General features: G+C 52.3%; 32 protein-coding genes. 14 read left to right on the forward strand and 18 right to left on the reverse strand.

All coding sequences use genetic code 11. The features are described 5' to 3' along the window. The first annotated feature begins 11 nt into the window (after positions 1-11). A complete protein-coding gene (gene bioA / locus ACYOR7_RS05435) occupies positions 12-1355 on the forward strand; it encodes an adenosylmethionine--8-amino-7-oxononanoate transaminase (protein ID WP_479913335.1) in 1344 nt (447 codons plus the stop codon). 3 nt (positions 1356-1358) lie between these two features. Here bioA and ACYOR7_RS05440 read toward each other — a convergent pair whose 3' ends face one another. Further along, positions 1359-1958 (reverse strand): recombinase family protein, encoded by a 600-nt coding sequence (locus ACYOR7_RS05440; protein WP_479913336.1) that lies wholly within the window; start codon positions 1956-1958, stop codon positions 1359-1361. Positions 1959-2345: 387 nt separating this feature from the next. Between ACYOR7_RS05440 and ACYOR7_RS05445 the strand changes: the two genes are divergently transcribed. The 4 genes from ACYOR7_RS05445 (at position 2346) to ACYOR7_RS05460 (ending at position 5509) form a co-directional block, all read left to right on the forward strand. Beyond that, complete coding sequence (locus tag ACYOR7_RS05445) at positions 2346-2813, forward strand: cupin domain-containing protein (RefSeq protein WP_294805228.1); 468 nt, start codon at positions 2346-2348, stop codon at positions 2811-2813. A 178-nt stretch (positions 2814-2991) separates the two neighbouring features. Further along, positions 2992-3969, forward strand: coding sequence for a biotin synthase BioB (bioB, locus tag ACYOR7_RS05450; protein ID WP_294805230.1), 978 nt, complete (start codon positions 2992-2994; stop codon positions 3967-3969). Next, a complete protein-coding gene (locus tag ACYOR7_RS05455; protein WP_479913337.1) occupies positions 3950-5113 on the forward strand; it encodes an aminotransferase class I/II-fold pyridoxal phosphate-dependent enzyme in 1164 nt (387 codons plus the stop codon). Before bioB ends, ACYOR7_RS05455 begins: the two co-directional genes overlap by 20 nt. 63 nt (positions 5114-5176) lie before the next feature. Further along, positions 5177-5509 carry a hypothetical protein gene (locus ACYOR7_RS05460; protein ID WP_479913338.1) on the forward strand — a complete coding sequence of 111 codons (333 nt, stop codon included), beginning with the start codon at positions 5177-5179 and terminating at the stop codon, positions 5507-5509. A 38-nt stretch (positions 5510-5547) separates the two neighbouring features. Here ACYOR7_RS05460 and ACYOR7_RS05465 read toward each other — a convergent pair whose 3' ends face one another. Continuing rightward, positions 5548-6198, reverse strand: a complete 651-nt coding sequence (locus tag ACYOR7_RS05465) for a Snf7 family protein (protein ID WP_294805236.1) — start codon at positions 6196-6198, stop codon at positions 5548-5550. 141 nt (positions 6199-6339) lie between these two features. On the opposite strand from ACYOR7_RS05465, the gene ACYOR7_RS05470 reads away from it, so the two are divergent. From ACYOR7_RS05470 to ACYOR7_RS05480, 3 genes are read left to right on the forward strand one after another with little or no spacing between them, the layout of a single operon-like run. Further along, complete coding sequence (locus ACYOR7_RS05470) at positions 6340-6807, forward strand: GNAT family N-acetyltransferase (protein WP_294805238.1); 468 nt, start codon at positions 6340-6342, stop codon at positions 6805-6807. 48 nt (positions 6808-6855) lie between these two features. Beyond that, on the forward strand, positions 6856-7119 hold the full coding sequence (locus ACYOR7_RS05475; protein ID WP_294805240.1) for a hypothetical protein: 264 nt from the start codon (positions 6856-6858) through the stop codon (positions 7117-7119). Between the two features lie 45 nt (positions 7120-7164). Beyond that, positions 7165-8505 (forward strand): threonine synthase, encoded by a 1341-nt coding sequence (locus ACYOR7_RS05480; protein WP_294805242.1) that lies wholly within the window; start codon positions 7165-7167, stop codon positions 8503-8505. 242 nt (positions 8506-8747) lie between these two features. Here ACYOR7_RS05480 and ACYOR7_RS05485 read toward each other — a convergent pair whose 3' ends face one another. The 3 genes from ACYOR7_RS05485 to ACYOR7_RS05495 are packed head-to-tail and all read right to left on the reverse strand — an operon-like array spanning position 8748 to position 12112. Beyond that, positions 8748-10130: an anthranilate synthase component I family protein gene (locus tag ACYOR7_RS05485; RefSeq protein ID WP_294805244.1), complete on the reverse strand. Its 1383-nt coding sequence runs from the start codon at positions 10128-10130 to the stop codon at positions 8748-8750. Positions 10131-10182: 52 nt separating this feature from the next. Then, positions 10183-11862: a dihydroxy-acid dehydratase gene (gene ilvD / locus ACYOR7_RS05490; protein WP_479913339.1), complete on the reverse strand. Its 1680-nt coding sequence runs from the start codon at positions 11860-11862 to the stop codon at positions 10183-10185. 58 nt (positions 11863-11920) lie between these two features. Beyond that, the gene (locus tag ACYOR7_RS05495) at positions 11921-12112 is read right to left on the reverse strand and encodes a hypothetical protein (protein ID WP_294808612.1); all 192 of its coding nucleotides are present in this window, start codon (positions 12110-12112) and stop codon (positions 11921-11923) included. 164 nt (positions 12113-12276) lie between these two features. Between ACYOR7_RS05495 and ACYOR7_RS05500 the strand changes: the two genes are divergently transcribed. Next, complete coding sequence (locus ACYOR7_RS05500; protein ID WP_294808609.1) at positions 12277-12711, forward strand: HIT family protein; 435 nt, start codon at positions 12277-12279, stop codon at positions 12709-12711. 4 nt (positions 12712-12715) lie between these two features. Here ACYOR7_RS05500 and ACYOR7_RS05505 read toward each other — a convergent pair whose 3' ends face one another. Beyond that, positions 12716-12934 (reverse strand): hypothetical protein, encoded by a 219-nt coding sequence (locus ACYOR7_RS05505; RefSeq protein ID WP_294808608.1) that lies wholly within the window; start codon positions 12932-12934, stop codon positions 12716-12718. Positions 12935-13060: 126 nt separating this feature from the next. Between ACYOR7_RS05505 and ACYOR7_RS05510 the strand changes: the two genes are divergently transcribed. Further along, complete coding sequence (locus tag ACYOR7_RS05510; protein ID WP_479913340.1) at positions 13061-13714, forward strand: hypothetical protein; 654 nt, start codon at positions 13061-13063, stop codon at positions 13712-13714. Here ACYOR7_RS05510 and endA read toward each other — a convergent pair. Together endA and ACYOR7_RS05520 are read right to left on the reverse strand one after the other, a co-directional pair. Then, positions 13711-14277, reverse strand: a complete 567-nt coding sequence (gene endA / locus ACYOR7_RS05515) for a tRNA-intron lyase (protein ID WP_294807467.1) — start codon at positions 14275-14277, stop codon at positions 13711-13713. The genes ACYOR7_RS05510 and endA overlap by 4 nt on opposite strands. A gap of 15 nt (positions 14278-14292) precedes the next feature. Continuing rightward, positions 14293-14946, reverse strand: coding sequence for a DUF47 domain-containing protein (locus ACYOR7_RS05520; protein ID WP_294807465.1), 654 nt, complete (start codon positions 14944-14946; stop codon positions 14293-14295). Between the two features lie 152 nt (positions 14947-15098). On the opposite strand from ACYOR7_RS05520, the gene ACYOR7_RS05525 reads away from it, so the two are divergent. Next, positions 15099-15929 (forward strand): polysaccharide deacetylase family protein, encoded by an 831-nt coding sequence (locus ACYOR7_RS05525; protein WP_479913341.1) that lies wholly within the window; start codon positions 15099-15101, stop codon positions 15927-15929. Here ACYOR7_RS05525 and ACYOR7_RS05530 read toward each other — a convergent pair. The 9 genes from ACYOR7_RS05530 to ACYOR7_RS05570 form a co-directional block, all read right to left on the reverse strand. Beyond that, positions 15926-16807: a radical SAM protein gene (locus ACYOR7_RS05530; protein WP_294807461.1), complete on the reverse strand. Its 882-nt coding sequence runs from the start codon at positions 16805-16807 to the stop codon at positions 15926-15928. The two genes, ACYOR7_RS05525 and ACYOR7_RS05530, sit on opposite strands and share 4 nt — an antisense overlap. Before the next feature lie 550 nt (positions 16808-17357). Beyond that, on the reverse strand, positions 17358-17654 hold the full coding sequence (locus tag ACYOR7_RS05535) for a hypothetical protein (protein WP_294807458.1): 297 nt from the start codon (positions 17652-17654) through the stop codon (positions 17358-17360). Continuing rightward, complete coding sequence (locus ACYOR7_RS05540) at positions 17648-18163, reverse strand: hypothetical protein (protein ID WP_294807456.1); 516 nt, start codon at positions 18161-18163, stop codon at positions 17648-17650. The genes ACYOR7_RS05535 and ACYOR7_RS05540 overlap by 7 nt, the downstream gene beginning before the upstream one ends. Before the next feature lie 8 nt (positions 18164-18171). Continuing rightward, complete coding sequence (locus ACYOR7_RS05545; RefSeq protein ID WP_294807454.1) at positions 18172-18615, reverse strand: RNA-binding domain-containing protein; 444 nt, start codon at positions 18613-18615, stop codon at positions 18172-18174. A gap of 35 nt (positions 18616-18650) precedes the next feature. After that, complete coding sequence (locus tag ACYOR7_RS05550) at positions 18651-19358, reverse strand: eS1 family ribosomal protein (protein ID WP_294807453.1); 708 nt, start codon at positions 19356-19358, stop codon at positions 18651-18653. A 38-nt stretch (positions 19359-19396) separates the two neighbouring features. Then, a complete protein-coding gene (serS, locus tag ACYOR7_RS05555) occupies positions 19397-20674 on the reverse strand; it encodes a serine--tRNA ligase (RefSeq protein ID WP_294807451.1) in 1278 nt (425 codons plus the stop codon). Next, positions 20667-20951, reverse strand: a complete 285-nt coding sequence (locus ACYOR7_RS05560) for a hypothetical protein (RefSeq protein WP_294807450.1) — start codon at positions 20949-20951, stop codon at positions 20667-20669. The genes serS and ACYOR7_RS05560 overlap by 8 nt, the downstream gene beginning before the upstream one ends. Further along, positions 20923-22365 carry a RecJ family nuclease gene (recJ, locus tag ACYOR7_RS05565; RefSeq protein WP_294807449.1) on the reverse strand — a complete coding sequence of 481 codons (1443 nt, stop codon included), beginning with the start codon at positions 22363-22365 and terminating at the stop codon, positions 20923-20925. Before recJ ends, ACYOR7_RS05560 begins: the two co-directional genes overlap by 29 nt. A 9-nt stretch (positions 22366-22374) precedes the next feature. Further along, positions 22375-22824, reverse strand: coding sequence for a 30S ribosomal protein S15 (locus tag ACYOR7_RS05570; RefSeq protein WP_479913342.1), 450 nt, complete (start codon positions 22822-22824; stop codon positions 22375-22377). 59 nt (positions 22825-22883) lie between these two features. Here ACYOR7_RS05570 and ACYOR7_RS05575 point away from each other — a divergent pair, with 59 nt between their 5' ends. Next, complete coding sequence (locus ACYOR7_RS05575) at positions 22884-24251, forward strand: hypothetical protein (protein WP_479913343.1); 1368 nt, start codon at positions 22884-22886, stop codon at positions 24249-24251. Positions 24252-24474: 223 nt separating this feature from the next. On the opposite strand, the gene ACYOR7_RS05580 is transcribed toward ACYOR7_RS05575, so the two are convergent. Next, a complete protein-coding gene (locus ACYOR7_RS05580; protein WP_479913344.1) occupies positions 24475-25026 on the reverse strand; it encodes a hypothetical protein in 552 nt (183 codons plus the stop codon). A gap of 156 nt (positions 25027-25182) precedes the next feature. Here ACYOR7_RS05580 and ACYOR7_RS05585 point away from each other — a divergent pair, with 156 nt between their 5' ends. After that, a complete protein-coding gene (locus ACYOR7_RS05585; protein ID WP_479913345.1) occupies positions 25183-25368 on the forward strand; it encodes a hypothetical protein in 186 nt (61 codons plus the stop codon). Between the two features lie 341 nt (positions 25369-25709). Then, on the forward strand, positions 25710-25985 hold the full coding sequence (locus tag ACYOR7_RS05590) for a hypothetical protein (RefSeq protein ID WP_479913346.1): 276 nt from the start codon (positions 25710-25712) through the stop codon (positions 25983-25985). Positions 25986-26011: the final 26 nt, after the last annotated feature.

Below are 26011 nucleotides of genomic sequence, written 5' to 3' on the forward strand. Positions count from 1 at the left end.
GCATTTAACCTATGAGCGATCCTGGCCTACAAGACGCCGACAGGAATTTTGTCTGGCACCCCTACACCCAGATGAAGGACTGGGAAAAGCAGGACAACAGAGTCATCGTGCGGGGCGAGGGCTTTTACATGGTCGACGATGAGGGCAGGCGATACCTCGACGGGACCGCGAGCATGTGGTGCAACGTGTGGGGCCATGGGCAGAACAAGGTGGTCGAGGCAATGCGCGAGCAGCTTGGGCACCTGCAGCATTCCACGCTGTTTGGCCTTGCAAACGAGCCATCCGCGCGCCTTGCAGAGCGATTGATAAAACTGACAAAAGGCATGGACCGCGTATTTTACACGGACAACGGCTCGACTGCGATTGAAGCCGCGTTAAAGATGGCGCTTCAGTACTGGCAGAATCGCGGAAAGCCGGAAAAGAAGGTGTTCGTGTCGCTTGAGGGAGGATACCACGGCGACACGGTCGGCGCCATGTCGGTTGGGTACATCGAGCAGTTCTTTGGCGCATACAAGCCGCTCTTGGCCAAGGTGAGCAGGGCGCCAAGCCCCCTTCTCTATGGAAGCAAATTCAAAAGCGAGCAAGACTTGGTCGAGCATTGCTTGGAGCAGACGGAAAAGACGATGAAAAAGCTGGACGGAAAATGTGCCGGCCTAGTCATGGAAAGTGGCGCCCAGATAGCAGGAGGCGTGGTCGTATACCCGAAAAACTATCAGCAGAAAATTTCAGAATTGTGCAAGAAATACGACATCCTTTTGATCCTTGACGAAATCGCGACCGGCTTTGGTAGGCTTGGCAACATGGTCGAGTACCTGGCGCAAAAGTCAAAACCTGACATTGTCTGCATGGGAAAGGCGCTCACCGCAGGCTACTTTCCACTTGCAGTCACGCTGGCGCAGGAAAAGATCTATGACGCGTTTCTCGGCAATTACGAGAAAAACAAGCATTTCTACCATGGCCACACGTTTACCGGCCATCCTGTGGGCTGCTCCGCTGCACTTGCAAACCTTGAACTTTACGAAAAACGCAATTTGATGCAACAAATCAGAGAAAATGCACAGTACATCAAGCAGAGGCTGCGCGAATTCGAAGAAATTGGCATCGTTGCGGACGTACGGCACAAGGGAATGCTGGCAGGGATAGAGCTTGCACGAAACGGCAAGCCCATCAGCCACCTCAAGAACAAGGAGCGCATTAACTACTTTATAGAAAGAGAGTCGCTTGCGATGGGCGTGCACCTGCGCGCACTTGGCAACATCATGGTTGTCATCCCACCTCTTGCGATTGGCAGAAACGACCTGGAAAAGATGATGGACGCCCACTTAGAACTGGCAAAAAAGGTTGAAAAACTGTAGCAGCTATTTTTGCCCTATTTGGCGCAGTTCCTTGTAGAGGGTCGCCTTGGAAACTCCCAGTTCCCTAGCAATCCTTGCCTTTGAGCGGTTCTCCGCAAGCATCAGGATTAGCCGGTCCTTGTCGAGCACCTTTTGGGGTCTGCCTATCCCGCGGCCGGCAGCCCTTGCGCGCTCCATGCCATCCTTTGTGCGCTGGACGAGCATCTCGCGCTCGCGCTCTGCCACCCAGGTGAGTATACCTATCATCAGTTTCCTGACGCTTGGCTCCGTCGTCTGCAGAAACGACTCGCGGGGCGAGCACGACAGCAGTGGTGTGTATTGCTCAATCACCTTGATGGCGTCAAGGGTATCCCAGAAGGTCCTTCCGACCCGCGATAATTCATAGACTAGCACCGCGTCAACCTGCGCGGTCTTGACCATTTCCACAAGATCGCAGAATCCTCGTCTTTGGGCCGCCGGAACCCTGCCGGAAACGGCCGAATCTTCGAAAAAGTCAAGGATCTGAAAGTTGTTGTCACGGGCCCACTTTTCAAGAGCCAGCTTTTGGTTCTGGACGGTCTGCTCTTCGGTGCTGACCCGCAGGTAGGCAAACGCGTATTTCATGGCTGTCTTTTGCCGGCGTGGCTTAACAGCAGGCTAGTCAACAAAGTGCAATCAAGCGTTCAAAAATGGTAATGGTAGTTTCTAAACCACCTGTACGCAAGTGCCTGCAAAACAAGGGTAAAAAAACGGGGCTAATTTTCACACGGTCTAGAAAACGACCCCTTTTTGAACGGCTTAGGGCCTACCGCCGCGATGACGATTTTCGGTTTTTCTTCCAAAAGGCTATTTCTACAAACAAATTGTTAACTTCAAAAAATGCAAGGTGCATAACTGCCGGAAAAATAGCGCCAAACCCCCACCTAGAAAGGCCAGAAAAGCCGAATTGTTGCCAGATGTACACGAACGGGTTGCACCTAGAAATATGGCCGCCGCACTGCAACAGGGCATATGGGAAGCGATGCTGGCGGATATGCTTTGAAGGATGGCAAAGGAACGCAAATCAACTTTCGCGGCACCAAGATAACGGTAAAAGTGTCCGGCGAAAGGTCTGAAGGCGCCTACACCCTGCTTGAAATGACCCATCCGCCAAATGTCGGACCCGCGCTCCATATCCACCCAAAAGCGCCGGAAGCGTACTATGTGCTAAAAGGCAAATACTCTATCAGGTATGGCGAAAAGACGGTCATTGCCAAGGCGGGAGATTTCGTCTTTATACCAAAGGGGACGCCGCATAACTACCAGTCAGGCCCCGAAGGCGGCAAGGTCCTTGTCATATCCCCGGCAGGTCTGGAAGGGTATTTTGCAGGCGTGGCCGACGCGCTCAAAGAACGTCCAATAACGTGGGAGATGGAACAAGAGATCGCCAGAAAATACGGCCAGGAGTTTCTGGATGGGCTAAAGCATTGGGGACAATAAATCATCAAAACTGGCCTGTAAACCCCTGCTGCAGGCGCCCAAAACCTGCCAGTTAGGGACAGGTAGTTTTGAGCATGACTTTAGATAATATTTCTAAACTCGAATTTAGAAATATTGTCATTTTTGGCCTACTTGTAAACCAAACTTTTAATTACGAGTTTACAACATCGATTCAAAAATGTCAGACGCGGGTTTTATCAAGGCTTGCATGGATAAAGTGCTAGCAGGCGGCAAGATAACAATTGACGAAGCCGAAAGGCTGCTTGCTACCGACGACGTCGTGGCCCTTGCAGACTGCGCCAATACCATAACGCGCAAGTTCAATGGCGATGTCGTTGATGTTGAAGCCTTGATTAATGCAAAGTCGGGCAAGTGCCCGGAGGATTGCAGTTTTTGCGCCCAGTCTACGTTTTACGAAACTGGCATCAACAAGTATCCCCTCTTGCCAAAAGAAACTATAATCGAGCAGGCCGAGATGGCCAAGGCAGGAGGCGCCACCAATTTCTGCCTCGTCTGCGCGTACAGGTCGCCTCCGGAAAAGGACTTTGAGCAGATTTGCGAAACGATAACCGCGATAAAAGAGCAGGTTGGGACGGAAGTGAACGTCTCGCTTGGCTTTATGACCCTTGAGAGGGCAAGGCGCCTGAAAGAGTTAGGAGTAAAGCGTTATAACCACAACCTCGAAGCTTCGGAAAGTTATTTTTCCAAGATATGCACTACCCACGACTTTGCAGACCGCGTAAACACTGCAAAGATAGTAAAGCAAGCCGGCTTGGAATTGTGCTGCGGGGGAATAATAGGCATGGGCGAGACTCCGAGGCAGAGGCTGGAACTTGCGTTTTCAATCGCTTCGCTGGAACCGGACGAGGTGCCGATGAACATACTCATCGGCAGAGAAGGGACACCGTTTGCTGGCTACAAAGACCTCATCGAGCCGACTGACGCCATCAAGGCGATAGCGGTATGGCGCTTTATTATGCCAAAGACGATACTGAAAATAGCAGGCGGAAGAGAGGTCCACCTCAAGGACAAGGACAGGCTTGCGCTAAAGGCAGGAGCAAATGGCATCATTACCGGTGGCTACCTGACTACAGGTGGCAACGCGCCCAACAAGGACATCACGATGATCAAAGAGATTGGCCTCAAAGCAAAGTAAGACTCTCTTTGTAGACGAAAAACTTCTCGCGCTTGAAAGGGATGGCCTGTACCGCTCGCTAAAGACGGTGAGTGTGAGAGGCCCATTTGCAACTGTTGATGGCAAAAAAGCTATCCACCTGTGCTCAAACGACTACCTTGGCCTGTCGCAGGACAAGAGGGTCATAAAGGCAGCGGCCAATGCATTGAGGCAGGTATCGCAGTGCAGCTCGCGGTTAATCGCGGGAAACGATCCGGCCATCATGAAGCTGGAAGAGACACTTGCAAAACACAGGGGAACAGAATCAGCACTCGTCTATCCTACAGGATACGCGGCAAACCTTGGAGCTGTCACGGCGCTTGCCGACAAGAATACAACCATTTTCAGCGACGAGCTGAACCACGCAAGCATCATCGACGCCTGCAGGCTCTCCGGCGCCAGAATAGAAGTGTTTGGGCACAACGACATGGTGCACCTGGAGGACATTGTCTCAAAGGCGGCAGGAAGGAAAATCGTGATAACAGAAGGCGTTTTTAGCATGGACGGCGACTCGGCCGACGTTGGCGAAATTTGCAAGATCGCAGAAAAGTACGACGCGCTGACAATGGTTGACGACGCCCACGGCGACTTTATCTTTGGCCCGAAATTTGCAGGAGTTCCTGCCAAGTTTGGTGCCAAGGTCGATGTGCACATTAGCAGCATGAGCAAGAGCCTAGGCTGCTTTGGCGGGTACGTGGCGACAAGCGCCAGAATACGCGAACTCTTGGTCAACACCTCAAGGCAGTTCATCTACACCTCTGCTCTTCCAGACCACTTTTGCGCAGCTGCGGCGGCCGCAGTTCCGCTGGCAAAAAAAGGCGGCTTGCAAAAAAGGCTGTTTGAAAATATTGGGCAGTTTTCCACGCAATTGAAAAAGCAGGGATTCACCCTCGGCAACTCGTCAAGCCAGATAATCCCTGTCATGATAGGCGACGAGAAAAAGACAGTAGCATTCTCGAAGAAACTCTTGAAAGAAGGCGTATTTGCGCAGGCCGTGCGCTACCCTACGGTGAAGAAGGGCTCGGCCCGTCTGCGCGTTTCGCTCACGGCAATGCACGGAAAGAAGCACATTGAAAGTGCGATTGATGCTTTTGATAAAGCAGGCAGAAAGACGGGCGTAATCTAGAGTATATTTCTAAATTCGAGTTTAGAAACAAAGTTAATTAACACCCGTCTGCAACAAAGAATCATGCCTGCAAGTGAATTTGCCTTCCGGATAAAGCTGTCAGAGGAACAGGGAAGGGAACTTGTGACTTACCTCAACTCGCTTCCGGCAGACGACGTGCTCTTTGGCTTGCGTTTTGCGTACAACCGCTACACTGCTGCAAGTGGAGGATATCTCTTGCCGGGGCGAAAGAGCATGGTCAAGAGGGAGACGCACCTTCTTAGCGCCGACCAGGCAAAATGGCGCCTGAATAACTGGAAGACGATGATACGTACGTACCGTGAGAAGGGCTACAGCTACCCGACGATATCGAGAATAAAAAAGCAACTGCAAAAAATTTCTACGGGGAAAAAGTAGAGTAAGAAAAGAAAGAGAAAGGAGGGGGGGGGCTTTTTTTAGTAGCCTGAAGCCTCTGCGGTGGATCTCTGCGAGCCACCGGTGGAAGGAAGATCGGGGAATTTGTTCTTCATGTTCATTTCCACGATTGCGCTTGCCTCCTCCATTATCCTCGCAGTGTCGTCGTTGACCGCAGTGTATCCGCCTATCTCGCCTGACGGAATTTGTCCCGAGTCTGTCATGATGTTGCCAAGCAGGTCTGAGATCTGCGCAAAGGACTGGTCTGCCTCTGGCATCATGCCCGAAAGACCGCCTTGGAGTCCCTTTATCACAGACATCGCAGGGCTCAGCGTCACTACGACGTCGCCAAGTTCTGTTATGGTGTTCAGTCTCAACTGGATCTGTTCCAGCGCAAGTTTTGCAGAGCCTATCATTTTGCCCATCTTGCGGATCTGCGAGAGCTCGCCTGAAAGCACGCGTGCGTGCTGAGCATCGTGGCTCTGCATGGCAAGGACGACGCGCTTGAAGATCACCTGATCCTTCTCGTTGATGCGCGAGTTTATCGCGTCCAGCTTTTGTATCTGCATCTGCAATTTCTTTTGTGCTTCTTCGATTCTCGGCTTTAGGGGTGCTTGCGGCCTAATGCCTTCGATCAGCTTGTGTCCTGCGCTTTCTCCTTGTGGTTTTACCCATTTGTTACCAAATGACATCTTGACTATGATGACACCTAGCAATGCTTTGCGGGCAATCGGGTAAAAGAACGGCTGTACCGACGCCTATTGTAACCGCGGTAACAGGGCACGGCGGTTACAAATGCCGCGTGCACCTCACGCAGCGAAACGGTTTTGAACATGGGCACGGCGGAATACACGTTGTCGTACAGAATACGCGCAGCGCGTGCAGGCGATCTTGACGCACTGTTTGCGCTCATGGAAATGTACTATGATTATGACCACCACGATTTTGACAGGAAAAAGGCCAGAAATGCTATGCGCAGGCTGCTGCAGGACCGCAGGCTTGGCACGGTGCTTCTAGCGCTTGACGGCAGAAAACCCGTGGGATACCTTGTGCTTGCGCTTGGCTACAGTCTGGAATTCGGTGGACGCGATGCATTCATTGACGAGTTTTTCATCCTGCAGGAATACCGCGGAAAAGGCATCGGAAAAGCAGTCCTTGTACACGCGCAAAAAGCGGCAAAAAAGCAGCAGGTAAAAGCGTTGCACCTAGAAGTGACAAGGCACAACAGCGCAGTCATCGGGTTTTACGCACACGACGGCTTTGTAGACCACGACAGGTACCTGATGACAAAGCGCATCTAATCTCATTAGACAAGTATTTTAAACACCCGTAACCCCGGTCAGATACGGATGATAAAAGAAAAGATAAAGGTAAACAATCGCAGCTACAACATCAGCCTCAACGAGCAGACGCAGATGTACGCGATGAAACTGCGAAGGCTTTACCAGCAGAGCTACAGCGACATGGACAGTTTTGATGAGGTCAGCTCTGAGATATCATCCACCATCAACAATCTGCTAAAGAACGCGGCTTCGCCGGAGGTCCGCGAGGACGACATGGACGGCGTGATACAGCAGATCTTAAAGATGTACGAGAAGAGCGTCAAAAAGTAAAAACACCTAAATAGCAAGCGCTAACGTCTCATTCCGGACATCACAATGGCCGAGCACGCCATAAAAAAATGCATCAACCCGGACTGTGGCAAATCATACGGCATCGACAATGACATTTACAGGTGCACGTGCGGCTCGCTTCTTGACATTCAATACAGCGCAAGGCCAAGCCGCGACCTCATTGAAAAGTTTTACCAGAGGCGCAACCACGGCGGCAACATTTACAACGAGTCAGGCGTCTGGCGTTTTCGTGACCTGATAAACTTTGCAGGCATTGATACTGAAGATTTTAACGAGTGTGCACGCGTGCTGGTGTCGCTAGACGGCTCAGAAGGCCGGCTCTCAAAACCGTACAACATGAGCAAGGCTGCAGATTATGCGGACATGAACCACGGCAGCTTTTTCCTCCAGCCAGAAGGCTATAACCCGTCAGGGTCTTTCAAGGACAACGGCATGTCGACTGCCGTGACGCACGCCAAGATGCTCAAGGTAAAGAAAATCATCTGCGCCTCGACCGGTAACACTTCTGCTTCTGCCGCAATGTATGCTGCAAACGAGGACATCCAGTGCGACGTCTACATCCCAAAGGGCGAGATCGCGCCGGGCAAGCTCGGCCAGGCGTTCCAGTTTGGTGCGCAGGTAATCCAGGTGCAGGGCAACTTTGACGATGCGCTTGCAACTTCTCTCAAAAACGCCAAGGAGACGGGTGGCTACACCGTAAATTCTGTCAACCCATTCAGGATAGAAGGCCAGAAAACCATAGTCTACAGAGTGATGGAGCATCTGAACTGGAATCCGCCGGACTGGATAGTGTATCCCGGCGGCGCGCTGGGCAACACATCCAGCTGTGGAAAAGCGCTAATCGAGCTGTACGAATGGGGCTGGATAAAAAAGGTTCCGAGGCTCGCGGTGGTTAATGCCGAGGGCGCAAACACGCTGTACGAGCTCTACAACGGCATGTTTGAGGGCAAAAAGCTATCGTGGAACGACGGCAGGCCGGACCTTGGCATGGTTGACAGGTATTACGCAGACCTTGACAAGCGCGGAATTAGGCCCAAGACGCACGCGACTGCGATACAGATAGGAAGGCCGGCCAACATCGTCAAGGCTCTCAGGGCGCTTCATTTCACCGACGGTATAGTCGTACAGGCGACAGACAAGGAGATGAGCGACGGCATGTCGATAGTCGGCCTGAACGGCTTTGACTGCGAAATGGCGTCAGGCGCGGTGCCGGCAGGCGTGCGCAAGCTGCGAAAAGAAGGCACGATAAAGAAGGACGATGTGGTTGTCGGCATCCTCACAGGCAGGCAGAAAGACCCGTCGCTTGCAGTTGATTACCACATGCACGCGGACAACATGTTTGCAAGGCCGCCTACAAACCACTAGATTCTTTTTAGTAATGCAATCGTGTATATTGCTACTTTATAGTGTACACTATTTTAAACTAATAACATTAGCACAATACTATAAACTTCAATTTGCAATCGTAAATATCATTACATTATCAATAACATCATTTTTGCAGCCGGCAAAACTGCTGACCGCCGACAAGGGCCCGTTTTGAGCATACGCCAAGCACGAAATGCTCGCAAAAACGGCCAGAAAGCAGTCTGGAATTGAGCGAAAAGTCAGTTTGCGGCCTTGCGGAGCGCGGAGAGCAGAGCGTTTGCCTTGTGCTCCGTTTCGTCCCACTCTTTTTCAGGCTCTGAATCCATTACTATGCCGGCACCCGACTGGATGTATGCCTTGTTCTGGTCGACAAAAAGCGAGCGTATCGTTATTGCAAAGTCGCACGAGCCGTTGAATGAGAAATAGCCCAGCGCGCCCGCATACGGACCTCGGAGGTCAGGCTCCAGTTCGTCGATTATCTCCATCGCGCGCACTTTTGGCGCGCCCGACACGGTGCCTGCAGGAAATACTGCTTTTAGCGCGTCATACGAGTCGTAGGATTTTTGCAGGCTGCCCGTGACGTGCGAGACGATGTGCTGCACGTGGCTAAAGCGCTTGACGGTCATCAGTTCGTTCACCTTGACCGTGCCGTACCTGCACACCCTGCCGATGTCGTTTCTTGCAAGGTCCACTAGCATGGTGTGTTCGGCAAGCTCTTTTTCGTCCTTTAGCAAGTCTTGGCGCATCTCCTCGTTCTTTTTCTCGTCTTCCACTATCGGCCTCGTGCCGGCTATGGGAAATGTCTCGACATAGCCCTTTGTGACGCGGATCAGCATCTCCGGACTAGAGCCGATGATGCACCTTCTGCCCATTTTCATCAGGTACATGTAGGGCGACGGGTTGACCTCCCGGAGCGCTTCGTAAAAGCGCAACATGTCGCCCTTTACGTCAAACTTGATGTTCTTGGCAAGGACCACCTGGAACGTGTCGCCGTCATAGACGTATATCTTGGCCTTTTTGACCATGCCTGCGAAATACTCCTTGGTCATGTTCCTACGTGGCTCGGTGTATGAAAACGGGGCAGATTTTGCTGATGCCTTTGCCAGCCTGCGCTTTATCTCCTTCAGCCTCGACTTGCCCAGATAAAAGTAGTAGGCGCGGTTTTCCTTGTGGTTGTACAGTATGCCGTCTGTGTAAATCCCAAACTCCATCAAGGGAAACGTGTTTTTGCCCTTGCGTCTGTCAATGGGCAGGCTCTCCCAGAACCTTATTGCGTCGTAGCTGATGTATCCCACCGCGCCTCCGATGTAGCGGAACGTGTCGTCCTTTACCTCTGGCACGAGCTGGCGCAGCTGCGACAGGGGCTCTGTCACCTTTTGCTTTTTTATCTTGCCGCGTCTTTCTACAATAAACGCCTTTGAGTCACAGGTTACCGTGACCTCCGGATCAAAGCCGATGACGGACATCTCGGCAAGCTCTTTTGGGCCTACGAGCGATTCTAGGATGAATGCGCGCTCTGAGGAAGAATAGAGTTTCTTGAAAAGTGTGAACTGGTCTTCAGTCGTGGCTAGGGGCTCGATCCTTATCTTGCCGCCCAAGTTCAGACGGCCAAAAGCTACCATCCTGTTTCATTCTCTCCTCTAGCCTTCTTCCCTCATGCTCCTCGATAGGCATTTAAAGTTTAGGGACGGTGATTGCGCCTTCAGACGCCGACTGGACAAGCGACGCGTATTTTGCAAGAGCGCCTGACTTGTAGTGCGGCTTTATCGGCTTCCATTTCTTTGCCCGCCTTGCCAATTCGGCCTTTGACACCATCAGATCTATCTTGCTTGTCGCCGTGTCGATGACTATTTCGTCGCCTTCCTTGACAAGTGCAATTGGACCTCCCACCATTGCCTCTGGCGCCACGTGACCTATCATGAACCCTCGGGTCGCCCCGGAGAACCTGCCATCTGTGACCATCGCCACCTTCTCGCCAAGACCCTGCCCCACGATTGCGGCAGTGGTTGCAAGCATCTCGCGCATTCCAGGCCCGCCCTTTGGACCCTCGTAGCGTATGACCACGACGTCGCCTTCGACTATTTTGCGCTTGGACACTGCGTCAAACGCCTTTTCCTCGCTGTCAAAGACGCGTGCTTTTCCTTTGAATTTCTTGCTCTTTACCCCTGCGACCTTGACCACCGCGCCATCAGGCGCAAGCGTGCCCTTCAGTATCTTTAGCGTGCCCTCGCTGCTTATCGGCTCGTCAAGGCGCTTCACCACCTTTTCCTTGCCCTGGCTCAGGTCAAACGTCATCGACGCAAGGTTCTCCTTCATGGTTTTGCCCGTCACGGTCATGACGTCGCCGTTGAGAATGCCTTTTTTCAACAGCGCGTTCATGATGACCGGCACCCCGCCAATCTTGTCAAGGTCCAGCATGACGTACATGCCTCCCGGCCTCATGTCGGCAATGTGTGGTGTCTTTTTGCGGATTTTTTCAAAGTCGTTTAGATTCAGTTTTACTCCTGCCTCCCTTGCTATCGCAAGCAAGTGCAGGACAGCGTTTGTGGAACCGCCGATGGCGTTTGCCATCATTATCGCGTTTTCGAACGCCTCGTAGGTGAGTATGTCCCGCGGGCGGACGTTATTGTCAATCAGGTTCATCACAGCCTTGCCAGTGTTGTAGCATATCTCGTGACGCCTTTCGCTTTCTGCGGGCGGCGACGCACTTCCCGGCAACGACATTCCAAGTGCCTCGCTTATCGACGCCATAGTGTTTGCCGTGTACATGCCTGCGCACGAGCCTGCCGTCGGGCAGGCGACATTTTCAAGGCTGATAAGCTCTTGCAGAGTCATCTTGCCGGCGTCGTATGCTCCAACGCCTTCGTACACGTCCTGTACGGTCACCTGCTTGCCGTTCCACTCGCCCGGCATTATGGTGCCACCATACACAAAAACGGACGGCAAGTTCAGGCGTGCCATCCCCATGAGCGTGCCGGGCAGGCTCTTGTCGCAGCCAGAGATTCCCACGATGCCATCGTAGCCGTGCGCCCTCATCATTATCTCTATAGAGTCGGCTATTATCTCCCGGCTGACAAGCGACGCCTTCATGCCCTCGTGGCCCATCGCAATGGCGTCAGAAACCGCTATGGCGGTAAATTCGCGCGGCGTGCAGCCTGACTCGCTCACGCCCCTCTTGGCGCTCTGCGCAAGCTGTCCAAGGTGGATATTGCAGGGAGTTGCCTCGTTGCAAGTGGTAGAGACGCCGATTATTGGCCTGTTCAGGTCCTCGTCGGTGAGGCCCATTGCCTTGTACATTGCTCTGTGCGGCGCCCTTGCTGCTCCTTCGACAACCTTTCTGCTTGGAAGCTCCATATAGAATGAGAGAAGCCCAAGGTGTATATTTTAAGATTCTTGGCGTTTCTCAATCTTCTCAGTCGAGGCTTGCCGTTATCTTGACGCCATCAAGGCCCTCAACGCGAAAGACGGTCTCGCACATGCCGCACTCGGCGTTTCCGCTCGACAGGTCCTTGGCAGGCACCTCTTCGTTGACATAGTCACACTTGGGGCAACGGAATGAAAACGCAATGTCAAAGTCTTCCAGCTCGACTGTCTCGGCCATCATAAAAGGTCTAGAATCTGGCTTATTTAAAATTGGCTATCAAGGGCATCATAGCGTTGCAGCGTGTCAATGTCAAAAAAACAGCTGAACAATTTACCAGATACGGGACAAGCATATGCACCAAGCACAAGAAATAAACATCCATTAAATCTTAGCAGGCGCGAGAAATGCCCAAGCCGTGCATATTCTGCTCCATAATAGCAGGCGAATTGTCAAGCGCCCAGGTCTACAAGGACGACGACTTGCTCGTGATAATGGACAAGTACCCGATAAACCCGGGCCATACGCTGGTAATACCGACCAAGCACCACGACACTCTTTTAGACATGCCGCCGGCCGAAGTTGGCAAACTGTATGCAGAGGTACCAAGGATAGCCAAGGCAGTCGTGGCCGCAGCAGGTGCAGACGGGTTCAACGTCGGTCAGAACAACGGCATTGCCGCTAACCAGATAATCCCCCATGTACACGTGCACATCGTCCCACGGTTTTCAGACGACAGCCCAGATGGCAAGTGGCCCGCAAGGCGCGTCGCTCCGGAGGAAGAGCTTGAGAAAATGGCGCAGAAAGTGAGGCAAAAGCTGTTGCCTTTGCGCGCAAAATAGTCAGTCAGTGTTTCTTGTCCTTTTTCTTGGGCTCCTCGCCTTCAGATTCGTTGAACACCTTTAAGTCGACCGGCTTTTTCATCCTGTTCTTGAATTTTATCAGGTAATTCTCTGCATCTTCCTTTGTCTCAAACTTGGCCTCTCCCCGGAAAGACCCGTTTTCGTCTATCAGACTCACCGTTCCCCACATCCCGTTCTTGCCCAATTTTTTGACCGAAAACATAAGGCGCAAGTTATTTCTGATACGGATATTTAAGAAAGCCGGAACTTTGCTTAACTAGTTTCTTTAGCAAAGCTGCAAAGGTGCACCACCAACTTGATAAAGAAGCTTTGAAAATACTACGCGGGCTTGAGCTCGGGAAATAATTCTGAAGCAAGATTTACGATAAACGTCAAGGAGGGCATCGTCGAACTGGAGGGCAAGGAAAGTTTCGTCGACAAGCACCTGGAGAAATTCGAGGAGATATTCAAGACGGCGGTAAAGGAGGCGATAGCAAGTGGCATGCAGCAGCAAAACATCGCGCTAAAGGCGCAGGTTGCGCTCCCACAGGAGGTCCAGGAGGTGCCGCAGCAGGCGCCAGATGGGCAGGCAACAACAGCTATTGCTGCTCCAAAGCCGGCGGCAGCGGCGCCGGCCAAGCACACGCCGCGCGTGGCGCCCACGCTCCCGCCGATACCGGTCGACCTGAAGGCAAACGAGAGCAAGCCAGGGCTGCGCGAGTTCTATGCAGAGAAAAAGCCCCAGAACCACTACGAAAAAACCGCGGTGTTTGCATACTATATCACAAAATTCAACAAGCAGCATGAAGTCAAGTTCGGCGAGATACTTTCGTGCTACGAGGAAGTCAATGAGAAAAAGCCGAGCGTGACTGATATCGTCAAGAACTCGGTTCGGTACAAGGGCTGGCTGGAGCAGGGCTCTGACAAGTTCTCCACGCGCCTAACGATATCGGGCGAGAACTATGTCAAGTTCGACATGCCAAAGAAAGATGCAGCGGCCTAGGCGCGCCACCAGTCAAAGCCGACGTACTCTATTTTCTTTTCAGTCACTTTTGGTATCGCAAGTATAAACTGCTTTTTCACGGTGGTGGCAAGCCTGCCGGCAAGGACGACACCGGTAGCAGTCATTTCGTCGGTCGCCCTGAACACCTGCACGAGGTACGGAGCGTGGTCGATTCCCGGCCCCTGCTCGTACACCGCAAAGTCGCAGCCAAACTTTATCCCCGGCGAAACCACGTAGCCTTTTTCCCGCAGGTCTGAAAACACCAGGTACTTGGCGTCAAAGTCGACGTACTGTTTTTTGCATACCTTTCTTATCTCGGTCTGCGAGACTGGTTTGTTTCCATCCATCTGCGATATTTTCAACCTGCCCTTTTCGGCAAGATAACAGCCTTCCATCAGGTCAAGCACGAGGGGTGCATCGAACTCTACTCCCTTTGGTTTTGGCACCCCGATGGGCTTGCCGTAGTAGCCCGAGCCGTACAGCCTTTTCGAGTCTGAAATGTCCCAGACTATAATCCTGTTGCCAAAAAGCCGGCCATTTGCTACGGTTGATGTCGTCGACATTTACACCATTTTCTTTTACATTCCAAGCGCAAGTATCGTAAATGAGTCGGACGCCTCCTGGCACTTGTCGACCATGCCCTCGATGCCTTCGACCGCGTCCTTGAAAAGCAAGAGATCCTTGTTGTTTGTAATCTCGCCCAGCGCCTTGATTATCATCGCTCTGTATTTGGCGTCCACCTGGTGCTCCAGCTTTTGCATTTCCTGCGCAAGCTCGAACATGCTTGCAGGGTTTATCGAAAGAGCCCTGCCCATCTCGTTCAGCTTGAAGATGGCGTCGACTACCATACCGACCAGCTCCTGCAGGTCTGCGTCGCACTGGGCCTTTCTGAGCGTCTCGCCCTTCATGTTTGCCAGCCGGAACGCGATGCCGTTGATGTAGCCGGCGACGTCGTCCATAAGATACGCCGTGCGCAAAATGTCCTCCCGGTTTGCCATCAGGCCGCCGAGCTCCGACACTTCCCTTGTTATCTTGCGCCGGAGGTTCTCCACTTCCTCCTCGCTGTTGCGCATACGCTCAAGGCAGGCCTGCATGTCGTTGTTGTCGTCCTTGATGAGCGACGAAGTAAGCGTAGAAAGGTCTCGCGAAGAGCCCAGAATCTTGCTGATTTCGTCCTGCAAAATTGCCAGCGCCTTGCGCTTGGCCTGTACCTCAAGTTCCCCGCTGTACATATCGTTTGCACACCTAACCGCCGGCTGGCTTTTAATCCTTTTGACGAGGCGCTGTAGGCGGGGTGCAGATCATTGTTCAGTATTCCGCCCCTAGAATCCTATCGCGCAATTGATTACTATAACCTTAGGTTTGCACACACTCGCAAAGGGAAATGAGGAAGCTTGCACTTGCAATAGCAGGCTGCGCAGTGCTACTGCTTGCTACCGTTGTCGCTGCGCCAATTTTTAACGCCCAGCAGCAGACACCTGTGGAAAAGTGCAAGTGCGTCGCATTCCGGCTGGACGACATCCAGGATTACTACCTCGGGGGAGTCCAGATCCAGCTGATGGACGAGTTTGAAAGGCACAATCTACCGCTTACTGTGGGCATTATCGGCAACTACTTTGGCCAGGACCAGAAAATAGTGTCGGATGTAAAAGAAGGCGTCGCCGCCGGACGCCTTGAAGTCGCAAACCACGGGTGGAACCACGAATGGTTCACTCACTACAGTCAGAAAGAGCAGTCGGACTTGATGACAAAGACAAACGAAAAACTAAACAGCATATTTGGCTTTAAGCCACAGATATTCATCGCGCCATATAATGCTGTGAACAACAGCACATTTGCGGCTGCAAAAAAGAACAACATCCTGTACGTGAGCGCAAACATGACGTATGACAAGCCACCATACGACAAAAGGGATGATGGGTTGTGGCATTATCCGGAAACGGGAGAGACAGGCGACCTGAACAAAGACAATACTCGCTGGCTTGGCTACGATCACGAAAAGACAATGTCAGAGATAAAACGCGGAATCGAGGAAAACGGATTTGCAGTCGTCACAATGCACCCGATGGAGTTTGCACGGCGAGACGGACTGAACTTTCATGACGAGCTAGATGAAAAGCAGATGCAAGAACTCGATATGCTCCTCAAGTCCATTAATGAGCAAGGCTACGAGATAATAACGCTAAGTGGTCTTGCTTCGCGCAATGGCCTTTAAAAGCGGCGCAGGAACTTGGGCTTTAGCATCTCTGGATGCGACTTTAGCCCTTCAATGAGCGACAGCATCTTGCCCTTGTCATCGGGCATCGTCCCGCCGATAGAGTAGACGTTAGAAGCGTGGTTTGCGCGGAACACTACCGGAGTCTTTGGATCAAAGCCTTGGACGAGGCGTTCCAGCTCCTCAAGCACCTCAATATCGTCGATGAATTCAAAAGGCTCGCCGTACTTGTTCATGAACTCGTCGTGCACGCCTTCCTCCAGGTACAGCGTGAGTGCGCCCACATAATCCGGCGCTATTTCGCTCAATACCTTTGCAGTGTCGGCGATGTGCTCCTTTGTGTATTTCCTGCCGCCAAGCCCGAGGATTACCATGCACGAAAGGATATAGCCGTGCTTTTTGGCTTTGTTGCACGCCTGGACTATCGACCTGCCAGTCGCGCCCTTTGTCACCTTTTTCAAGACAACGTCGTTACCGCTTTCAATCCCTACATAGAACATGTGCAGGCCGGCGGCGCGTAACGCTTTCAATTCTTCGTCAGTCTTTTGCAGGAGGTTCTTTGGCATGGCATAGCAGGAAATGCGCTCGATGCCGGGAAACTTTTGATACAAATACTGCAGTATCTGCACCAGCTTGTCCTTGGACATGTTTAGCGCGTCGCCGTCGGCGAGGAATATCCTGCGCGTGTCTGGGTAGAACCTTGCCATCATGTCTATCTCCGCGCGAATCTCATCCCACGGCCGTTCAGAGTATTCCTTGGTGCGGTACATGTTGCAGAAGGAACACTTGTTGAAGGAGCAGCCTAGCGTGACTTGGAATATCAGCGAATTGGCCTCTGACGGAGGTCGGTAGAGAGGGTAGTCGTAGGCCAGCTCCATATGGTTCCAAGGAGGCGTCCCTGATAATTATATGTTCATCTTGTGCAGTGTCTATAGCTATTGTGCGCGCGTTTCCAGCGGACTACAAAAAAATATCACACTGTTCGATCAAAGTTCACAGTCTGCACTAGACAAACACATGTCACAGAACCTCTGCATTACAATAATACCTCCACCCTGCACCTGAAAGAGTGCTTCCACAGTTGCAAAATCTCCGCATGTGTTGCATCGATAGGGACCAGATCTGTTCTTTCTTGGTTCTAGGCGTTTTGTATCGAAGGGTTTGGACATGTTCACAGGGCGGCGATTTTACGTAATAAGCCTCGCTTATCAGCCGAATACTGATGGGCTGGTCAGTGTAAATCATCTATATGCGCCTACCAGTACGGCATATCGCTGGCAGATGCATTTCTGAGCCTCCAGAAAATGTTATTTTTAGTATATATGTATGGGTCGGTTCGTCGCGAGATCTTCATCGCTTTTGACTCAGTCTGGAGCAGCGAAACTCACCTCATCCCCGTTTGATAGAGAGGGCCTGCAAGATAAAACCCTATGTTTGCCTGCGCTTTAGTCGCTTCATGCTGGACGACATGTCAAGTGTGACGATTGGCGGGTTGCATAGCGCAACTGTCGCAAGGATGCGTTCTATCTCTGCAAGGCTGCAGCGAATTATCACGGCACCGTTTTCGTCTTTTATCAGCCTAAGAGACGCCCTTTCAAGCGCAATGCTGCCAAATAGCTCTGCGTGTCGCTTTTGGATTGCGGCAAGCGCGCCAACCCCTCCTTCTCCTACAGCCGCCTCGCACATGACAGAGATATAGCGCCTCTTTTCACGCCTCTTTAGCACGTGCGCACCCTCCGTTCAAGGCGCGATTCAAGCCAGCCGGCAAGTTCCTTCCAGTGCTCGCACGGATCGACGCCTATCACCTTCAATATCGCGTCAAAGGACTGACCCGACACGGTGCCTGCCGGCGAGCCGGCCCCGCTTGACAGCACGAACTGAAAGCCCGACGACTGGCAGAATTCGTACAGATCGTATGCGTCAGAGACCCACCTTGCGACTCCCGCCGCGTCCATTCTTCGTGCCTGCTCGACTGTGATCTCTATCCCCGCGCCGGCCTTGGCCTTTTTTTTCAATTTCTCCTTCGCCCTGCGGAAATCCCGCAGTGCAAGTATGTCGGTGCGCGAAACTTCGTCAATATTCTCAGTAACCAGCAGGTAATCGTATTTCACAGGCTTTGGTGGCAGGTTCTTTAGACGGTAAATTATGTCGGTATCGGAAAATTCACTTGCAGCTGCTGCGGCTCCTACTCGCAGGCCAAGCGCCTTTGCTGCAGAAACGGCGCGTTCGCCCACAGAGAGGTCTATTCGATTGAAGAGAGTAGCCCCCTGTAGCTCTGCAGGCTGCTTGACGGCTTGTAGCGGTGGACGGGCTTGAACTTGACCCTCACCGCGTCAGACTCTGCAAGCGACACCTTGCCCTGACAGAGCCTCTGCTTGTCAAGGCGCAGGTAGAGGTTGCCCTTTTCGTCAGAGTACTCTTCGATGTGGTCGGAAAGTTCTTGCCGGTCGATGCGGTTCAGGGCAGAGACTACTCTGGTGGCAAGCGCGCTGGCGTCCTTGCTTGCGACCATGGCGCCAAGGAGCGCTATCTGGTTGCCATAATGGCCCTCCGACTGCTCGCCCTCAAAGCTTGCGGCCGGCACGGAAAGCACCTTTTCAACCGCTGCAAGCACCTTGCCATGGTCCTCCGTGGCGTGGAGCACGAGCTGGACCTCTGCAGAGGAGAAGCGTATTTCCTCAGACATCTAATAAAAGAGGAAAAAGGGAAGGGACTAAAAAGTTATTGCGGAGCCGGTTCGGCCATCGCTGTCGCTTCGACCGGTTTGGCGTCGCTCACTGCCCTAGACTCAGGAGTAGAGATCAGCTTGGTCTTCTTTATGCCGATGTGGCGTATGTTCGAGATCTTTTTCGCCTCATTCATGATTGCCGCGCCAAGCAAGCTGTTTGTCTCCCGCGGTATGTCGCCGGGCTTGCTGCCTGTCGTTTCCTGAACGAACTGCTCGACTGTCATCTGCGGGATTTTCTCGGACAGGATGCGGCGGGCTATCATGCGGATCTCGTGCTTTTTCGAAGCGTTCACGCGCCTCTGCGTAAAGGCTACTACTGCCACACGGAAGGTGTGACCGTCCTGCGTGGTATAGTCATGCACAAAGGTGACCATGGAGCTTCCGCGCCTTATCAGCGAGCGGAGGAATTCCTTGGCATACTCGTGGCCCTTGAAGCGGGTGCTTGCTGTGCCGTCGTTTATCTTGTCAATCTGGATGAAGATCTTTATCTGGTGCTGGTCCATGGTCTGATCGGGGTTGCCCTTCATCATGTCATGGAGTGTATTTTCAATTACCCTCCCCTTGGCCTGCTCGCCGTCGGTTATGGGAACATAGTTAACTGATCCGGGCGGCTCAAATCCTGATGGCTTGTTGACGATGACCCATTGCTTGTCTCGCCACTTGTCGCGGACTCTGCCTCCCTTCTTTGCTGCCTTGACCATCGAAAACCACACTTGGCCTCCAGAATATATATTGTGCGTCAGGACTTGGGCTTGATTTCTGCAAGGCCGCCCATGTACTTTTGCAAGACCTCCGGTATTTCCACGGTGCCTGCAGGCGTCTGGTAGTTCTCCATTATTGCGACGAGCGTGCGCTGTACCGCAACAAGGGTGCTGTTGAGCGTATGCACCAGTTTTGTGTCCTCGTTTGTCTTGTCACGGAAGCGTATCGCAAGCCTGCGGGCCTGGTAGTCCGTGCAGTTTGAGCAAGACACTATCTCCCGGTACGCGCCCTGACCGGGCATCCAAGCCTCGATGTCGTACGTCTTGGCCGATATCTTGCCGGTGTCGCCCGAACACAGGAGCATCACGCGGTACGGGATGCCCAGCGCGTCAAAGAACCCCTGCGAGACTTGCAGCATGCGCTCGTGCTCCTTCCACGAGTCCTCCGGCCGGCAATAGACAAACTGCTCCACCTTGTCAAACTGGTGCACACGGAATATCCCCTTCATGTCCTTTCCGTGCGCGCCGGCCTCCTTGCGGAAGCATGGGCTGACGCCGGCATAGCGCATCGGCAGCTGCCTGCCCTCCAGTATCTCGTCCATGTGCATACTGGCTATGGCGTGCTCTGACGTCCCTATCATGTACAGATCCTCGTTTTCTATCTTGTATATGACGTCTTCAAAGTCGCCCAGTATTACCGCGCCTTCCATCGGCTGCCTGCGTATCATGTACGGCGGCTGTACGAGCGTGTAGCCTTTTTCAGTCAAATAGTCAAGCGCAAAATGCACGAGCGCAGTGTTCATGCGCACCAGCTCGTTTTTCAAAAAGTAGAATCTTGCACCAGAGATCTTGGCCGCCCTTTCGATGTCAAACAGGTCCAGCGCGGTTGCAATGTCTACATGGTCCTTGGGCTTGTCGACAATAGTTCTTATCGTGCCGGTAGTCCTGACAACCACGTTGTCCTTTTCGTCCTTGCCCACAGGCACCGACTCGTGGAGCATGTTTGGCAAAAGTGCGGCAAGCTTGAGGTACTTGTCCTCGGCCGCGACCTTTTCCTGCTCTACCCTTTCCATGTTGGCGCTGACCTCCTTCATCTGCGAAAGCTCGGCCGACGCGTCCTGCTTGGCCTTTTTCTTTGCCGCGACTGCCTCTGACAGCTTGTTCTTTTTGGAGCGGTATTCCTGCGCCTCGGTGATGAGTTCCCGCCTGCGCCTTTCAAGCGCGACAAGCTCGTCAAGCGGGAATTCCATGTTGCGCTTTTTGAGCATCTCGTGCACAGAGTCGGGGCTGTCCTTCAAGAGCTTGGGGTCAAGCATTTTCCACAATCACTTTCCGGGCAACTGAAATGTGCTCAAGGATCTCGTCGAGCGTGCTTGCGACGGTGGCGATGGAAACTGCGCCGTTGCCTCCGACCCGCACCCAGACTGTCCTGCCTCTTGAAAAGATGTCGACGGTCAAGCCCGCAGGCATGTTCACATTGTCTGGTATTAATGCCTTGACCGCAGCCCTTGCGTGCGCCGGCGTCGGAAACGACACGCCGACCTGTGCGTCAACTACCGCAAAATCAGGATGCTGTCGAGAATTTCGCGTCATTCACTGCGGACCTCAGGCATGAAAGGAACGAGTCAAGCGCCACCGAAGGTATCCTGCAGCCCGCCGCGGCCGAGTGGCCGCCTCCTGTGCCCTTGACAGACTCGGCGCAGTGGCGCATCACGAGGCCGAGGTTTGCCGGCGACGTGCACCCAAGGCCCTTTCTAGACGAAAACTTGTACGTGCCGTCCTTTGAAAGCGACCTTACGAACACGAGCCTGCCTGCAAGGGTCGGCGACCCAGAGAGGAGCGACGAGACGGCGCCTAGCATGTCCTCCGCGACAAGACCGTCGCCGTTTACTAACGCCACTTTGCCGTCGTCTGCCACCCTCCACTTTTCTGAAAATATTGTCGAGATATAGTTGCGCAGGGTGGTGCGGTACTCGGCGCTTATTTCCTCGCCGGCGGAAAGCATGGCGTTTCTGTCGCCCATGCAAATTGCTATCCCGACTCCGGATTTGCCTATCCTGCCACACGCGTTTAACAGCGTGGAAAACTCCCTTGCGTCGCGCAATTGGCTGCGCTTGTCCTCGCCGGCGAGCGTGTACACATAACCAATGAGGTCGTCGATGACAGATGCAGAAGTCTTGCTCGACGTGACTACGAACTTGGCAATCGCGTCGAGTATCGCGCTTTTTTCCTCCTGCGAAAACTCGGCCGGCACGCGCCACCGCCCATTGTCCTTTAGCTTTATACCTGCGTTCTTTAACAAGGCGTGGCAGTTGTCACGGTTCCAGGTCAGCCCGTCGATGTAGGGAAACGAAGTGAATGCAAGCGCCTCGTGCAAGGGGCGCGTCTCTCTGCCCGTCAGCATGATGTCGAGGTCCACGTTGACGAGCCCAAGTGCCTTGGCAGTTTCAAGTATCTCCTTGTTTAGTCCAAGAAACGACTTTTTGTCGCCCTGGTCCTGCCTGTCGCCGACCGCGGAAACCACCGCCACCTGCGAGAGGTCGCGGTTCTTCCGGTCAAGCGTGCTTGCAACAATGTAGGCCAGGCCGCCTGCCGGAACCTCGATGCCGCCGTCTATGCCGTATTTCCAGGCGTTCATGATCTGGCCCGCATCATCCGTCAAGATCTCCTCTTCAGGTATCTGGTGGTGGTCGATTACAACCCACCTGTCGCCAAGAGCTTTGCGAAAATTCGCGGCCATGCCGCCGCCAAGGTCCGTCACGACATAAAACTCGTGGTCCTCAGCCTTCATCCGCTCTATCACGGACGGCGTCATGTCTGACACAGTCCTGACGGAGCACTTGGCACCCATGCGCGCAAGCGCAGTCCCGATTATGCTCCCCGAAGTGATGCCATCGGCGTCAAGGTGCGTAATGACTGAAATCTCGCTCCCGTTCTCCACGACGGAGCGGAGCTTTTCGCAAAAAGGTTTGAGCGCAGAGAAAAGCTTGGAGCTGTCGCCACCCATCTCGGCGTCTTACTCTAGCTGGGCGATGACGGCGGCGTATTTCCAAGTGGCAGGAATCTTGCCGATTCCCTTGTAGTATTTTGCCAGGCGATGGATCTTTGCCTCTACAAGCTCTAGCGAGCGGACGTTTCTGTGGTCGCTATTGTGCGCCCTCAGGTGCTTTTGCAGGCCAAGGGCCTTCATTACCAGCCTCTCAAGGTCTTCGGGCATTTCGGACTTGATGTTGTTCTCGGAAAGTACCTGCGTCACGGTCTTGCCAGTCACCGACCGGGCAAGTGGGACTCCATGCTCGTCGCGAAGCTTTAGGCCGATTACGCTCGGGGTAACTCCGTCTTTTGCCATCTTGACCACCAGCGACGACACCTGGTCAGGGCTTGTAGTTAGCCAGGAAGGAGCAGACTTTGAAGTGGGACGGATAGAATGTGACTTGCCATGAGTGTGAACGTGAATCCTTGCCATGATAGACAGGTATGAAGGATTCCACCCTTAAATATCATACGCTACAGACACCCGCTGTAATGCAGGCTACCGTGATGAAAACGCTCCCTTCGGCTATAGACTTGTTTGAAGAGTCTATTAGCAGTCCGGTTACTAGGGAGGACTATAAACAGGATCTACGGAGATTCACACGGGCTACAAGCTTTATCTTTGGCGAACAGCACACGGACGCAAAAGTACTACAGGATAAGCTACTGGCATACATTGTAGAACTCAAGCACGACGGCATTTCCTATGGGCGGCGGAACGCCGTCATATCAGCAGTAAAAAAATACTGTGAGGTTTATGAGGTCGAAGGAGTCAAGTTCAAAAAAATCTATGCAGTGATGGGTGAGAAAACCCGCAAGTATAAAGATCGAGGCTATACCAAAGAAGAACTTCGTACTATGTTGGAGGCAGCCAACGTCCGAGTTAAAGCCCTCATCTTGCTATTTGCCTCTACGGGCATACGTGAAGGAGCCGTGCCTGAGTTATTCCTCAAACATTTAACAAAGCTTGAGGATGGACGGTACAAAGTCTCAGTATATGATGAGAGCGAGAAGTTCAATTACTATGCCTTCTCCACGCTGGAAGCTGCAAAGGCATTAGACACTTACTTCGGGGATAGAGAATTAGAAGGAGAGCAGATTTGGCTAAGAGATGAGAATGACAGAATCATCGGATGGGTTAATCCTGAGGCTCCAGTGATTAGGAAGGAGTTCTCGTGGAGATCAGTAAATGCGTTAGAGCCACTCTCCGAGAATAGCCTTAGGCGTATGGTTGAGGATGTAGCCGTCCGAACCGGTATTAGGAAGCCTCTTCGCAGGAAGGCACTCCTAGCCGAAATAACGAGATTGAAGGCAGAAGGTAAAGATACTACTGCCCTAGAAAAACAATATCAAATCAAAAGGCACCCCATCAAATGCGTTCACGGCATACGTAAATTCTATTCAACCCAAATAGGAGAGGCAAATCTCAATAACTCTATCCAGTCTGTGCTCATGGGCTGGAGCGAGGGAACTCGTGGTTTGAGAGGCATTTATCAGACTTTCTCGGAAAAACGAATCTATGAAGAATATCTGAAGGCTGAGAACTGGCTTACCATCTCGCAAGAGAAGGAGTTGCAAGCTGAGGTAGAACGACTGAGAACAGAGCGAGCAGATATCGAGATATTGAAAGCCAAATTGATTGAGCAAGAGAGACGGATTGCTATGATAAAGAGCGAAGTTACGAACGGGCTGCCAGATGATCCCCAAACCACGCAGCTAAAGAGCCGAGTCCAGATGATGGCTGTTGCGGCTACTTACAAGGGACGGAAGTTAACGAAGGAGCAGTATTACGCTTTGGTAGAAGCTGCTAAAGTGTTAGAAGAACTGAAGCCCCAGAGTATTTCTGACCAAAAAGGGTAAATTGGATATGTACTGATCCTTTAATTGGGATTAGCATAACATGACAAATCCGAGAGTTATCGACACCATAACCAAGATCATGAATGACAACAGCGGTGACAGAGGAGTAAAGATTGCACTTCTGATGCTGGCCTTGGAGCTTGACCGACTTAACGAAAGGCTAGATAGCAGGAAGAGTTCATAACTCTTCCATCCTTCTCTAATAGAAGAAGCTGGAGCATGGCTAAGCCACAAGCATAAGCGACTCAAGCAGGGTCTTTCTCGGCCTGCCCCTCTTCTTTTGAACCTTGGATGCTTGCACCTTAGTTTTCTTTACGCCTCTCTTCTGCGGGCGGGGTTTGATTGCGAGTGGCTCTAAAGCGGCAAGCCGGCTATGCAGTCGTGGGTCGCCGTTCTTGATCAATTCGCAGAGAAGTCGAACAGGCTCGTACTTGCTATACAATCCCTTCCGCCTTTTCAGAAGCAACGTCATAACCTCATCAGCAAAACGCTTTGGGATATGGTGCTGCTCACACAATCTTTGGATAGCCGTGTAACTGCGCAACTTGGCAAGTATCTTGATATCGACATAACGATCTCGACATTTGATCCTGCGCAGGGTGGGAACCAAGAAGGATTCGAGCGCAATGGGTGTGGCAGGGCCCCACGAAATATTTCGCCACCAGTCTTCAGGGTCAATGCCGCCCGTCAAGCGAGCAGCTTCGGGGATCTCGTTGCTCCCAACAACACCGCACCTGAAGCATATGTTTTCGTTGCCGCTGTCATCTATTGACAAGGTCTCGGTAAAGACGTGATCGCAGTCAGGTTTCTCGGTTTGTTTGACCTGCCTGCGCTCGAATGCATCTAGGACCGATTGGTCCTGAAAGATTGTTGAGTAGCTCTGCCGTTGCAAAACAATCTAAAAAGGAATGTTTGAAAACTGGACTCGGCCATGCCAAGCCGGGCCCCGTACATGGCCGAGCAGGACAGCAAGACCCTCATTCTCGGGCTATTTGAGACGCATGATGAGCTTTTCTGTTATCAGATGGTACCGGCGCTCAAACTTCCATACAACACTGTGTCCCGCTGCTTTCAAGAGATGACCGTCGGCGGAATCTTAGTATGGTCGCAGAACTAGATTATGCCGAGCAGAAATTTTAGGAGAAGCACGATGACGACTATCGCGACGAGCGCGGAAACTATTTGCCAAAGCATGAATTATCTTACACTCCAAAATAATAATGGGTTGCGCTATATCACAGTATAGCCACCGAAAAACGTACTGCATGTGTTATTTTGACCCCATTCGGAAAAGCCAGCGCCTTAGTAGCACGGCTTCTCTGAAACCTGAGTGATGTATCTTTTACATGGCTAGGCAATGGCCGATGACTCGCCCGAACGGAGGGCATTGGCGAGCCTGCCGTGCACAAGGAACTTGATTATAGTAAATTCTATTAACATGATGGCACGTTAAAGATCATGTTTGAAGGCTATCTCTTTGACTGCAAAACAAAGAGAGCAGCCCTCAAACATGCGTTGAGTATATTCGGTGAAGATGCATCAAGGCTCTTCATTTCTCAGCTTGAAGATAAGTACAAACTGATTGTTGACGGCGGCACGCCGTGCTCGTCCGTTGAAGATATAGACAATGCTATCATGGATATTGCAGGACCGAGCGCTGATTTGATAATCAGTAGAATGCATTCCTATTTGAGAACATCAGGTGGCACTGCATCTAGCGCTGCAACGCTCTAAGAATAAGCCCGCTGAACGGTGGGGAG

Source organism: Candidatus Nitrososphaera sp. 86-2 (genome assembly GCF_056726185.1).